General features: G+C 39.6%; 12 protein-coding genes. 10 read left to right on the top strand and 2 right to left on the bottom strand.

The window, feature by feature from the left end:
- Nucleotides 1–12: 12 nt before the first annotated feature.
- The 6 genes from ACZ5WS_RS17405 to ACZ5WS_RS17430 all read left to right on the top strand — a co-directional run bounded on the left by ACZ5WS_RS17405 (nucleotide 13) and on the right by ACZ5WS_RS17430 (nucleotide 7,743).
- A complete protein-coding gene (locus tag ACZ5WS_RS17405; protein ID WP_008111500.1) occupies nucleotides 13–423 on the top strand; it encodes an ExbD/TolR family protein in 411 nt (136 codons plus the stop codon).
- 6 nt (nucleotides 424–429) lie between these two features.
- Nucleotides 430–1,035: an energy transducer TonB gene (locus ACZ5WS_RS17410; protein WP_008111498.1), complete on the top strand. Its 606-nt coding sequence runs from the start codon at nucleotides 430–432 to the stop codon at nucleotides 1,033–1,035.
- Between the two features lie 37 nt (nucleotides 1,036–1,072).
- Nucleotides 1,073–2,401: a tetratricopeptide repeat protein gene (locus ACZ5WS_RS17415; protein ID WP_138606480.1), complete on the top strand. Its 1,329-nt coding sequence runs from the start codon at nucleotides 1,073–1,075 to the stop codon at nucleotides 2,399–2,401.
- 314 nt (nucleotides 2,402–2,715) lie between these two features.
- A complete protein-coding gene (locus tag ACZ5WS_RS17420) occupies nucleotides 2,716–4,323 on the top strand; it encodes a hypothetical protein (protein ID WP_464712115.1) in 1,608 nt (535 codons plus the stop codon).
- A 72-nt stretch (nucleotides 4,324–4,395) separates the two neighbouring features.
- Nucleotides 4,396–7,119 carry a TonB-dependent receptor domain-containing protein gene (locus tag ACZ5WS_RS17425; RefSeq protein WP_198522584.1) on the top strand — a complete coding sequence of 908 codons (2,724 nt, stop codon included), beginning with the start codon at nucleotides 4,396–4,398 and terminating at the stop codon, nucleotides 7,117–7,119.
- 276 nt (nucleotides 7,120–7,395) lie between these two features.
- Nucleotides 7,396–7,743, top strand: coding sequence for a hypothetical protein (locus ACZ5WS_RS17430; protein ID WP_178957108.1), 348 nt, complete (start codon nucleotides 7,396–7,398; stop codon nucleotides 7,741–7,743).
- Nucleotides 7,744–7,796: 53 nt separating this feature from the next.
- On the opposite strand, the gene ACZ5WS_RS17435 is transcribed toward ACZ5WS_RS17430, so the two are convergent.
- Nucleotides 7,797–8,216, bottom strand: a complete 420-nt coding sequence (locus tag ACZ5WS_RS17435; RefSeq protein ID WP_138606472.1) for a hypothetical protein — start codon at nucleotides 8,214–8,216, stop codon at nucleotides 7,797–7,799.
- A 267-nt stretch (nucleotides 8,217–8,483) separates the two neighbouring features.
- Between ACZ5WS_RS17435 and asd the strand changes: the two genes are divergently transcribed.
- Together asd and ACZ5WS_RS17445 are read left to right on the top strand one after the other, a co-directional pair.
- On the top strand, nucleotides 8,484–9,623 hold the full coding sequence (gene asd, locus ACZ5WS_RS17440; RefSeq protein WP_138606470.1) for an aspartate-semialdehyde dehydrogenase: 1,140 nt from the start codon (nucleotides 8,484–8,486) through the stop codon (nucleotides 9,621–9,623).
- Between the two features lie 137 nt (nucleotides 9,624–9,760).
- On the top strand, nucleotides 9,761–11,719 hold the full coding sequence (locus ACZ5WS_RS17445; RefSeq protein WP_464711553.1) for a methyl-accepting chemotaxis protein: 1,959 nt from the start codon (nucleotides 9,761–9,763) through the stop codon (nucleotides 11,717–11,719).
- Nucleotides 11,720–11,756: 37 nt separating this feature from the next.
- Here the strand turns inward: ACZ5WS_RS17445 and ACZ5WS_RS17450 are convergent, their stop codons facing one another.
- The gene (locus tag ACZ5WS_RS17450; RefSeq protein ID WP_010388826.1) at nucleotides 11,757–12,560 is read right to left on the bottom strand and encodes an ion transporter; all 804 of its coding nucleotides are present in this window, start codon (nucleotides 12,558–12,560) and stop codon (nucleotides 11,757–11,759) included.
- A gap of 101 nt (nucleotides 12,561–12,661) precedes the next feature.
- Here ACZ5WS_RS17450 and ACZ5WS_RS17455 point away from each other — a divergent pair, with 101 nt between their 5' ends.
- Nucleotides 12,662–12,868 carry a hypothetical protein gene (locus tag ACZ5WS_RS17455; protein ID WP_178957105.1) on the top strand — a complete coding sequence of 69 codons (207 nt, stop codon included), beginning with the start codon at nucleotides 12,662–12,664 and terminating at the stop codon, nucleotides 12,866–12,868.
- A gap of 6 nt (nucleotides 12,869–12,874) precedes the next feature.
- Entirely contained in the window at nucleotides 12,875–13,162 is a 288-nt protein-coding gene (locus ACZ5WS_RS17460; RefSeq protein WP_178957104.1) for a hypothetical protein, read from the top strand.
- Nucleotides 13,163–13,176 lie beyond the last annotated feature (14 nt).

Consider the following 13,176-nt stretch of genomic DNA (forward strand, 5'->3'; position numbering starts at 1 on the left):
AGGAGAAGTAAAATGAGAGCCCCATTAGGTAATTTATTCCAAGAAGATGAAGCAGAAGAAATAAACATGACTCCTATGCTGGATGTTGTATTTATTATGCTTATTTTCTTTATTGTTACAGCCTCGTTTGTAAAAGAAGCCGGTATTGATGTAAACCGCCCAGAAGCAGCAACGGCTGTTAAAAAAGAGCGGGCTAACATATTAGTAGCTATTTCAGATCAAGGCGAAATTTGGATCAATAAACGTCAAATAGATGTACGTGCTGTACAAGCCAACATTGAACGTTTAAAAGCTGAAAATCCACAAGGCAGTGTGGTTATTCAGGCCGATAAAAAAGCCACTACAGAAACCTTGATAAAAGTGATGGATGCCTCGCGTGCAGCGGGTGTATTTGATGTTTCAATAGCGGCTCAAGAAGGGTAACGAGTGATGCGTTATGTACTTGCGTTAATTATAGCGGGTGTGGTGACCTTTATGCTGTTTTTAGGTATGCAGGCATTGATCACCGGCGGAGAAGGCGCCATGACGGAGCCTGCAAAAGGGAATGTGTTGGATTTTGTCCGTTTGAAAAAAGAAGAAACGGTGCAAAAAAAGGAGCGCAAACCACAAAAGCCACCAACACCTAAAGAACCACCTCCGCCAATGGAATCGCCACAAATGCAAAGTAGCGATAACAACGCTGCTAGCAACAACTTTGATTTTGCTGCCAATGTCGATGCTGATGTAAATCTAGCGGGTGGATTAGCGTTAGAAACCAGTGATGGTGAGTATTTACCCATAGTAAAAGTGGCACCGGTATACCCAAGGCGTGCGTTATCGCGTGGTATTGAAGGGTATGTCATTGTTGAGTTTACAGTGACCAAGCAAGGCACAGTGAAAGAGCCACAAGTTATTAAAGCCGAGCCAGAGTCACTGTTTGACAGAGCAGCGATGGATGCGGCCCTTAAGTTTAAATATAAACCGCGCGTTGTTAATGGCGAAGCCGTTGAAGTAGCCGGCGTGCAAAATAAAATTTCTTTCCAAATTAATGGTTAATTCTGTTAAGTAAGTAAAGAGTGAACGTGAGGCAATTATGAAATTAAAACTAACAACCAAGCTATTAAAGCTTAGCATGTTGTGCACTGTTGCAATCAGTGCCAGCGTTGTTACACCAAGTGCATTGAATGTACTTCCGGGTGTAAATTTGGCGACAGTACAGGCCGCTGAACAACAAAAAACAACACGAGTGCCCGCACTTCGTGAAAAGGTATACAGCCAATTAGCACGCGCCCAAAAACTTGCGGATGATGGCGACAGTAAAGCGGGTTTAGACGCGCTTGACAGCATACAAGCGCGCTCATCAAGTATGAATTCGTATGAAATTGCGATGATGCATAACTTTTATGGGTTTATTTATTACAATGAAAACGACCTTGTAAAAGCGATTGCCTCATTTGAAAAAGTGATTGCAGAAGATGGCATTCCAGAAACATTGCGTTTGAGCACGACATTCAGTTTAGCGCAGCTTGCAATGGCTAACAGCGACTACAAAAAGGTGATTGCATTTTTAGACAAATGGGATGCCATTAATACAAAGCCTAAAACTGATGCGTATTATTTATTAAGAGCGCAAACCTACTATCAATTAAAAGACTATGAGCAAGGCCTAAGTTACATTACCCAAGCCATTAACTTAAGTGATAGCGATGGCAAAGTACCAAAAGAAAACTGGCTGGTACTGCAACGTGCTATGTATTACTCACTTAACCAAACCGATAAAGTAGTGAGCGTACTTGAGCGTATGGTAAAGCTTTACAATAAACCTGAGTACTGGGTGCAATTAGCCGGTATGTATGGTGAAACTGGGCAAGAAAAACAGCAGCTTAGTATTTTAGAAGCAGCTTACCAGCAAGGATTTTTAACCTCTAAATCTGACCTAAGACAGCTTGCGCAGGTATATTTATATAATCAGCTTGCCTACAAAGCCGCCAGTGTAATGAGTAAAGCAATAGAGCAGGGCATTGCTGAACCTACGGCTAAAAATTATGCCTTTGTAGCCGAGGCCATGGTACAAGCTAAAGAAGATGCTAAGTCGATTAGTTACTTTACCAAAGCTGCAGAGCGTTCGGAGCATGGTAAATACGACCAGCGCTTAGCTGAAGTGTATGTAAACACAGAGCAGTATGACGAAGCTGCTGATGCAGCACGAATGGCGCTGGATAAAGGCGGCCTTGATTTCGAATCAAATGCGTTTGTTGCTTTAGGAATGGCGCAATACAATTTACAAAATTTTGATGCGTCTATCCTGGCGTTTGAACAAGCCGAAAAGCACAAAAAGTCACAACGTTTAGCCCAGCAATGGATCAAATATGTAAAACGCGAAAAAGTGCATGCGCAAACATTAAAAACAGCACTACTTTAATTTTTATAGTGCGATTATTAGTTCTTAATTGACGCACTAAAAACCATTTCATAATTGCACTACTCAAACCACATTAACATTAAGTTTGTGTGGTTTTTTTGCGTGCACTTTTAAAGCAACCTATTGATTTTTAGTTAATTAACATTGTCATTTTATGTTTATTAAAGTGTAACTTCATTGTCATAACACTCCCGTATTGTACTTCGTATTCGATAACTCAAGTGACCTTAATGCATGAGTATCGTGCCTTAAAGTGACTTAAGTTATTACTTAATGCGCTAACACAATAATTAAATACTTTTACGGAGTGAACAATGAAATTATCTGGCTTATTCAAAATCAGCTTAGTGGCTACAGCAATAACACTTGCTGGTTGTGGCGGTGGAGATATTAACGTTACACCTACGACAGTTGATAACAGTGTAGACAATTCAGTGACTAACCCAGGTGGTGATAATGGTGGCGATACTGTAAGTTGCGCCACATACACATTAGATGGAGCTACATTTACAGGTGAAGCAGAAGGCGTAAACTGCTTATACAGCCAAGCATTTGCAAGTAATGCAAAAGAAATTACTAGCTCTTTTGTTATCCCTGCGCTAGACGATGGCGGTGCCCATGTATTTGAAGGTGCTTTATTTATAGGTGACGATGTAGACACATCTACAGGCGCTACTATTGATGTTAATGGCCCAACATTGTCTATTGAAGCAGGCGCTACCATTGCGTTTACCAAGCCAGAGAGTTTTATTCGTATTGCTCGCGGTGCAAATATTGAAGCAATTGGTGAAGTAGATAAGCCAATTATTTTCACAAGCATTAAAGAAGTTGATGGTGATGATTCAACAACCGCTCAAATTGGGGATTGGGGTGGCGTTCAGGTAAATGGACGTGGTCATTCTATTCGTTGTACAGCGACAGCTGCGGCACAAGACATGTGTAATCACTCAGCTGAAGGTATTGTATCTTATTACGGTGGTAATGACCCGCAAGATAGTAGCGGTATATTAAAGCATATTGTTATTAAGTATGCAGGATTTGGCGTTGAAGGTGATGAGCTAAATGGTTTAACACTAAATGCTGTTGGCTCAGGCACAACAATTGATTATGTTCATGTACATAATGGTTTTGATGATGGTATAGAGCTCTTTGGTGGTAGCGTTAATCTTAAACATATTGTTGTTACTGATACTGGTGATGACGGTATTGACTGGGATGAGGGTTGGAAAGGTTACGGACAGTACATTCTTGTACGTTCAAATGAATATGGAAATCATGGATTTGAAACAGATGGCGCAAAAGTTGATCCACTATCTGCAGACGCACAAGATTTAGTAACGACTGTATCTAACCCAACTATTGCTAATGCAACCGTTGTTACTACTGGTGATCAAGGTGCTGAAGGGCGTCGTACTGGTGCCGGTATGGAAATGAAAGAATGGGGTAAAGCGCAATTAGCTAACATGTTGTTTGTAAACTCATCATCTGTAGATGGTGCTGGCTGTTTTGATTTATATAATGAAAAAGATAAATCAGGAGATGCTGGTGTGCATGCCAATGCAAACAACGGTGATATCGCATTTATGAGTTCTATATTTGCGTGTGGTAAGAATTTTGAAGACGTAAATACTCCTTTAACCGGTGCGTTAGCAAGCTTTGATATCAATACCTGGTTTACTGGTGGCGAAAATAACCAGCTGATTGGTTTTGCTGATTTTTCAAATGTGCTTGGTGCGGATGGTGTTTCAACTGCAGCAACTATTACAGACTCACAAGGTACTGCGGTAGCTACAACAGCGAAAGACATGAGTGAAGTTGACTCTTTCTTCACTAACGCAGGCTACATTGGTGCACTTAAAGAAGGTGAATCAAGTGAATGGGCTGATTTTGTAGCTGCATCTTTACAACGCGCTAGTAATTAATCTAGACCGGCTCTAATTATAAGGCGCTCTGGCGCCTTTTTTAAGGGAATTTTAGGTTTAGAGGATATAAATATGAAACATCAAAAGCAGTTTAAAACTAATCTAATAACGTTATCTCTGCTCTCCCTTTTTTCTTCATTTAATTCTTTCGCTGAACAGGCACAAGAAATAATCAATGAAGAAGCGATAGAAGAAGTTGTTGCAACAGGTACACGCCTCAAAGGCAGTGCTAGTGCCGTAATTGATGAACGTAAAAATCAGGCATTTGTTGCTGATATAATGGGTTCAGAGCAAATATCTAGAACGGGTGATAGCGATGCAGCTTCAGCACTTCGCCGTGTTACAGGCTTATCTTTAGTTAACGATAAGTTTATTTATGTACGCGGTTTAGGTGAGCGTTACTCAAGCGTGCGTTTAAATGGCGCGGTTGTTCCAAGCCCAGATCTGACTCGAAATGTAATTCCACTTGATATTTTCCCATCAAGTATTATTGAATCTTTAGCTGTTCAAAAAGCCTATTCACCTAATATGCCTGCGGCTTTTGGTGGTGGTGACGTTAATATCAGAACGAAAAGCATTCCAAGCGATACTTTATTTAAAGTTGAGATTGGTGCTAGCTATAAAGATACAAACGATGAAGGCTATACATACAATGGCGGCAGCGATGACTGGTTAGGTAAAGACGATGGTACACGTGCCTTACCAGGAGCCGTTAAAACGGCGCTAAATACCTATATTAATGGCTTGTCTGATATCTCATACAGAAATATAAGAGATGTTGAGTCAAGACGTCAGGGGGCTGATATTGGTCAAGCAGCTGCAATAGACTTAAATAAAAGTTTATCAAAAGCACTACCAAGAGATTTTGGCTTAGAAAAAGAAAGCTTAAACCCTGATGCAGGCATTAAAGCTGTTTATGGCGACCGATTTGATAACTTATTTGGTTTAGATGGCTCTTTTGGCTTCTTAGCATCAGTTGCTTATGAAAATGAATGGTCTAATGCAGAGAAGTTTAGCGCAGTACTTTCTTCTGTTGACGCATCTGAATCTGAATGTTCAAAAGATGACTTTACTTGTTACTCTGCCACAGAGAAAGAAGTATCAACAAAGCATAATATAAAATTAAATAGCTCTCTAAATTTAGGTTATAAAATTGGCGGCCATGATTTAACAGCCACCTATATGATGCTACGAGATACTGAAGATGAAGCTTCTGTTGCGCTTTACCAAGAGCCTTCAAAGTCATTAAGCATTGATGCTGGGCAATTACAGCGAAGCCACTTAACCTCTTTTGAGGAACGGGAACTTGAAATACTTCAACTTCGTGGAATGCACAATTTAGAGTGGAGTTTTCTTGAAGGTGTGGGTGTAGATTGGCAATACACTGATTCAACAGCGACGACGAGTATACCTGGCGAGCTTGAAGTAACGGTGCGTGATGAGTACGCCGATGGCGAATATCAACGTACTTTTTATAATGGCAGCTTAGGTGGTAATCCTTATTTGTATCGATTTGTTGAGCTAGAAGACGATGTAGAAAACTGGGGCGTTAATGTTAACAAAGTTTTTTACTTTGAGAACGCCGAAGTTGAAATCGCGGGTGGCGGCTATTTTGTTGAAAAAACGCGTGATTACCGCACAGACTTTTTTAACTATCGTTTTAGCCAAACACAGTCTTTAGATTTAGCACAAAGTGAAGAAGAAGCGCTGTCAATTGGTAGTTTCTTTGCTAATGATGCTGTTATCGATTCAACGGATGTAGAGTTATTGTTTCAAGAACCTACAGCCGATGATTACCTAGCAGCGCAAATGATTGATGCTTATTACGGCTCTTTTGATATCACTTTTGCTCAAGATTGGCGTTTAAGTGGTGGTGTGCGTTACGAGGACTTCCGCCAAGTTGCCCTTGCTTTTTCTCGCTCAGCATTCGATCCTGCTTTATTGGCAGATAAATTAAGTGCAGATGCGATAAAACAAGCAAGTGTGATGGAAGATGAGTATTTTACTTCATTATCTATGACATATAGTCAGCAGTCGTACCAGGTTCGTTTTGGTTATGGCAGCACGGTTGTTCGTCCTGACTTGCGTGAGTTAAGTCCTGTTCAATTCCAAGATCCGTTGACCGGTTATCGAACGCTTGGTAATCCATTCTTAGAATCTAGTTACCTAGATAACTTTGATGCACGTATCGAATTTTATATGGACAATGGTGATAACTACTCAGTTGGCGCATTCTATAAAGACATAGATAACCCAATCGAAGCATTATTAACCGAAAGTGACGGCCGTTTTACTCTGCAGTTTGACAATGCAGATACAGCCTATGTTTACGGTATAGAAGCAGAATGGTTAACTGAGTTGCATAGTGATTTATTAGGAGGTGCTTTTTTTACTTCTGGTAATTTAACGGTCAGTGATTCAGAAGTTGAAATTGCACAAGAACAGCGCGCCGACCTTACAAATCTAAAGCGACGTATGACTGGCCACTCAAAGTATGTTGCCAATTTGCAATTGAATTACGATTCGCATGATGGCATGCACCAAGCTTCAGTTATTTATAACGTATTTGGCGACCGTATTTTAGCTGCGGGTGTTAACAACTTTGATGACGCTTACGAACAACCTTTAAACTCGTTAGACATGGTTTATAGTTATTACCCAACGTTCAATACCACATTAACACTTAAAGTGAAAAATATGTTGGGGCAAAACTTTGAAGTAGAGCAGAATGATGTGTTAATTCGTTCTCAAGAAACGCCTAGAGAGATAAGCGTTAGCTTTAGCTACGAGTTTTAAAGCCCTCGAACGACTAAAATAAGCCGTTACAACCCTTAGCCCTGCTATATGTAGGGCTTTTTAGTATCTCAGTTTTAAACGTAGTTGTAGTTTAATATTTTTTATATAAATAGTTTTTTTAATTCTCTTTTATCTTAAGCATCATTCACTTCATACACATACTCCCTCTAAATCATTTAACTTTAATGATTCTTTAACAAATAAAGCATGATTGTTGTTTACATTTAACAGGCTTTAATTAAGTTTTATAATTTTATTTTAAAAGGAACAATACCCATGAATTTAATAAGAAAGGTTATTAGCTCAGTTGTTATATTTGGTTCTTTTGGTTTTGCGAATGATGCTCTAGCTGCAAGATCATGTTCTGTTATTGTCGATGATATCCAACTAAATCATTCTCAGGTAATTGTAAAAACAACTAATAGTATTACTCACTTGGCTAATGACAAGTTAACCTTAGCTTATCAAGATAATCAATTTGGCCAGATCTTAGAAAAGCTTGCTGAAGCAAAAGGTTTAGAAACGCCTGTAAAAATTTATATACTCGAGGAGTTTAATGGTGATGATGCGCGCAGTTGTAATGATAGCATTACTGACTATATAGGATCAGTTCATCGCATCTAATGTTCTAAATTGTTTGTAGCCCTATAATTAGCATAGGGCTACAATTGAATATTTTACTGACACTTTATAGTTGCATAAAGTTGGTAGCATTGGTTTTTACTACCGGTGCTTTTCATTGTCCATAATTGGTTATACCAATCAAAGTTACCATAAGCGCTTTCATCTTCCCCACAAGTGATTGTACTTCCTGAAATTTCTTGGTTATGACCACGTTCTTCACAAAATTGATTTCCATTTGTAGAGCCTACAAAAAACTGCTCTAAGCGTCCATTTATCCATACCTTTGGGCTGTAATAAGTTGTTGCAGTATTGACTAGTACGCCTTGTCGCTCTTCCACATTTATTTCTGCGCGTTCAAAATATACTTTTTCATTTTCTTTAAATGCCATTGTGTTTGCTGAAAGCGTTGTATCTGCAAATACATTAAGTGATGCTGAGCTTAAAGCGAGTAGAGCGAAAGTAAGTGTCTTCATTATATTTTCCTTTAGTTGAATGTAGAATTACACAAAACCTCTTTTTTCAATGTGCCTTCTAAGCTTGGTAAATACAGGTTTCAACAAGGTTAAGCTTTTATTAAAGTTTAAAATAATCGTTGTATGCTTTTGCACTTTTTACATTATGAAAAAAATTTGAGTTCGACTTTATTCACTAGTTTTAGCGTGCTGGTGGTGTTAGTTTAGGGCTGTAAAAATTAAATCTCACGCAATGAATTTTTAATTTTTAATGTATAGGCTCCTTTTATGAATCAAACAGTGGAACAAACAATGAAAAAAGTAGGATTAGTCGGATGGCGCGGCATGGTAGGCTCAGTATTACTAGAGCGAATGGAACAACAACATGATTTTGCACATATCGACACCACCTTTTTCACCACCTCACAGGCAGGTCAACTTGGTCCTGAGTTAGCTGGTCCTGCTAAACCGCTTTTAGATGCTAGTGATATTTCTGAACTTGCAAAAATGGACATTATTGTTACCTGTCAGGGTGGCGATTATACCAATGCGGTGTACCCAAAATTACGTGAATCGGGTTGGGATGGCTATTGGATAGATGCGGCCTCTGCGCTGCGTATGAGCGACGACAGTATTATCGTACTTGACCCTGTTAACAAAGATGTCATTGAGCAAGGGCTTGAGCAAGGCGTTAAAACTTTTGTAGGTGGTAACTGCACGGTTTCACTTATGCTACTAGCACTGGGCGGTTTATTTGAGCACGACCTAATTGAATGGGTAAGTCCAATGACTTACCAAGCAGCGTCGGGCGCCGGTGCGCGCAATATGAAAGAGCTTATTGCCCAAATGGGTGCTATTCATACAAGTGTTGCAAAGCAATTAGATAATCCAAGTTCAGCTATTTTAGAAATTGATAAAATAGTCAGCGAAAAAATGGCATCGAGTGATTTGCCACAAGACCAGTTTGGTGTACCACTGGCGGGTAGCTTAATCCCATGGATTGATGTGCCTATGCCAAGTGGTCAGTCTAAAGAAGAGTGGAAAGCACAGGTTGAAGCGAACAAAATTTTAGGCTCTTCTAAGCAGCCAGTACCTATTGATGGTTTATGTGTACGCATTGGTGCTATGCGTTGTCATAGCCAAGCGATGACAATTAAATTACGTGAAGACATTAGCGTTGAGAAAATAGAAGAAATCTTAGCATCGCACAATGAGTGGGTTAAAGTAATTCCTAATCAGCGCGACGTTACCAGTACCGACTTAACCCCAGTTAAAGTAACCGGTACGCTAAGTATTCCTGTTGGCCGTATTCGTAAACTTGCCATGGGGCCAAAATACATCAGCGCCTTTACCGTAGGCGATCAGCTGTTATGGGGTGCAGCGGAGCCACTTCGCCGGATGCTACGAATTATTGTAGACGGTGAATAACTTTCTAGTTCGCCAAGTAAAAGGGTTAGCTAATTGCTAACCTTTTTTATTGCCTCTTCGAAATATTCTCATATTATTTCTTGCTCAACCCCTTTAGCCACACTATATTCTTAAGAGTGTTTTTAGAGGTTAATTGCATGAATATATCAAAAAAATTAAAGCTCTCTTTTGCATCTGCAATTGCCTTGCCGTTATTAATTATAGCTGCTTTAGTTATTTCACAAACTAGAGAGCAAGCACTTGATAATTTCTCTCAGTTAAGTGAACGTGAAGCCCGCCAAGTTGATAATGCAATTACTATGTTTTTTGCTGAAATTGCTAAAAATGTAGATTACTTAGCCTCCCATGAAACGATTAAAAATGCCCGTGAAAACATAAAAACCCATATGAATGTTGGCACTACGGTAATGCTTGATCACCCTAACCAAAGTCCGACGGAGCAAGCTGCTTATAGTTTATTTAATCATTTTGGTGAGACCCACCCTGGGCTTGCTTATATTTACATGGGGAATGAACAAGGTGGTTATATTCAATGGCCTATGGGAAACGTAAACGCTAATTATGATCCTCGCCAGCGCCCGTGGTATAAAACGGCTAAACAAGCCAACGGTAAAACAACCCGTACTAATGCTTATTACTGGGCCGCTGATGATTTAGTGATTGTATCTACGGTCAAAGCCATTATTGATAACGGCGAGTTAATTGGTGCACAAGGGATGGATGTTTCATTAGGAGGACTCACTGACATTATTGCCGATATTAAATTAGGCGAAACAGGCTACTTAATGTTGATTGAAGACAGCGGCAGTGTGCTGGTGGATGTGAAACACCCAGATTACCGATTTAAAAATCTAGCTGATCTTGAGGGTGGAAAATACGCCGATTTAGCTAAAAACAACAAAGGCCTGTTTGATGTCGATATTGATGGAAAACAGTATATGGCCAATATTTACACGTCTCCCATTTTAGGGTGGAAGTTTATTGGGGTGGTAGAAAAGTCCGAGGTAATGAGCGCGGCCAATGCAATGGCTTATACCATTGTAATTATTAGTGCTGTGTTAATTGGTGTGTTTATTGCGATAGCGAGTTATATTTCTAAGCTTATTTCCGCTCCTATTGTTGAGGTAAGTGATGGCTTAACTGAAATATCGCAGGGTGGCGGTGATTTAACCCAGCGCTTAGCAATTAAAACTAAGGATGAAACCGCTAAACTAGCCACCAGCTTTAACTTATTTTTAAATCTGATTAGTGAGTTGGTGACGCAAATTAATGAATGCGCACAAAATGTTAGCAAAACCTCATCGCAAACCTCATCTCAAGCTGTGCAATTAACAAGCTCTACCAGTCAACAACAACAAGCTTTAGAAATGGCGGCAACGGCTATTAATGAAATGGCTGCTACTGCTAATGAAGTGTCTAGCAGTTGTGCGAATGCGGCGGATTTAGCGGTTCAAACACAGCAAGCATCGGACTTGGGGCAATCGGTTATTACACAAACCGTAGAAAGTGTGGTTCAGCTGTGCGATGTAATAAATAATGCTTCAGCAGACATTACTAAGCTCGATAGTGAAAGCGAAAACATTATGTCGATTTTAAGCGTTATTCGCGGCATTTCAGAGCAAACTAACTTATTGGCTTTAAACGCAGCCATAGAAGCTGCGCGAGCTGGTGAGCATGGGCGTGGTTTTGCCGTGGTTGCAGATGAAGTTCGTGCGTTATCGCAACGTACTGCCGAGTCGACCGAAGAAGTAGCATCGCAGCTTGATAAATTACGCACTATGTCGTCTAAAGTGTCTAAAGACATGGAACGCAGCATAGAAACCACGAATAAAACTGTAGAACTTGCGCACTCGGCGCAACAACAGTTTAGCGAAATCACGGCGTCTATTGTTAATATTAGTGATTTAAACACCCAGATAGCGACTGCTGCAGAAGAGCAGCAACACGTAGCTGAAGACATAAACCGAAACGTAACGGAAATTAAAAATTCGGCTGATGAGGTTAGCGATATTGCTGTTAGCACCAGCGAGAACGGTAATGAAATGAGCCGTCTTTCTTTAATGTTAACGGACTTAGTTGGCAAGTTTAAAGTATAAATAATAGGGCAAGTACATACTTGCCCTATTCAATCTGCTACTTATTTTTAAGTAATTGTTTTAACTCTGCCAGTTGCGCCTTCAATTCGTTTACTTGGCCTTGAGTTGCGGGTAGTGAGTCTGTATCCGCTTGCTCTTCTCGAGCATTGCGATGCTCCTCACTCATTACTTCTAAAATAGCCCCCACCATCATATTTAAAAATACAAATGCCGTTAAAAAGATAAAGGTTAAGTAAAAAATCCAACTTAATTTGTACACCGCCATGGTTTCGTACATCACGTCGGTCCAATCTTCGAAGGTGGCGATTCTAAACAAGGTAAGCATAGAAATAGAGACATCGCCCCACAGTACTGGGTTTATCTCAGCAAACAACATGCTACCTGTGGCAGCATAAATATAAAAAATCACAAACATTAGCAGCGCGATATAGCCCATTTGCGGGATGGCTTTTATTAGTGAGTTTACCAATAAGCGCAGCTCTGGGATCATAGACACTAAACGTAGTACGCGGAAAATGCGCAGCAGTCGAGCAATAAAAATAGTCGAACCTGCCGCAGGATATAAACTACCGATCACTATAATGAAGTCAAATATGTTCCAACCTTTGGAGAAAAAGTCTTTGATACCTTTACTGGCAATATAACGAATAACCAATTCGATTAAGAAAAACACCGTAATGCCTATATCCATCCAATGTAGAAATAGCTCAGCGGTAGGGTGCAACGAATAGGTATGTGCGCCCACGGTCAGTGCAGAAACCACAATAACTGCAATAACAAATGATTGAAATAATTTACTTTTATCGATACGCTGGAACAGCTCTTGTAACTGCGACAACATCATAACGTGCCCTTAACGGTTATAAATACAAAACCAGTGCAATATACAGCAAAAATAACGAAAATCAGTAGTTTTCCGGTTAAAATAATAAGGAATTTTGAATGCTAAATAATAACTTAAAGTATCTACTTTCGTTATCGGTAATCGCAGTGTTAACAGGGTGTAGCAGCGATAGCCGCTATCATGAAATTCAATCAGCCCGATTAGATGAATGCAGCCATATGGCTGACAAGGAATACCATGAATGTGTTAAACAACAACAAGACAGCTACAAAGAATTTAAAAAACAACAAATCGCCGAGCAGTAATAAACCATGACCAAAACCCAAAAGCAGCTAGATAAACGTATTCGTCAACAATTAACAATTGCTTGCGAGCAAATAAAAGATAACGTTGAGGGCTTTAGCTTTCTTACTCACTCGGTTGATTTAAACAATTTACCTTCTAAGTTTACTGTAAGTTGTTATTTTATTGATGCTATTGCACTAGAGCAGGCTAAACAAAATAATCAGCTAGATTACATTGTGCAGCTTATTTGTAATGCATTAGCTAGTTTAAATATTCATATAAAAAACAATGCTATTTCATTTCTTAAGCAGTAAAAATAGGTACTGTG

The sequence above is a fragment of the Pseudoalteromonas sp. 11L1 genome, from assembly GCF_055397545.1.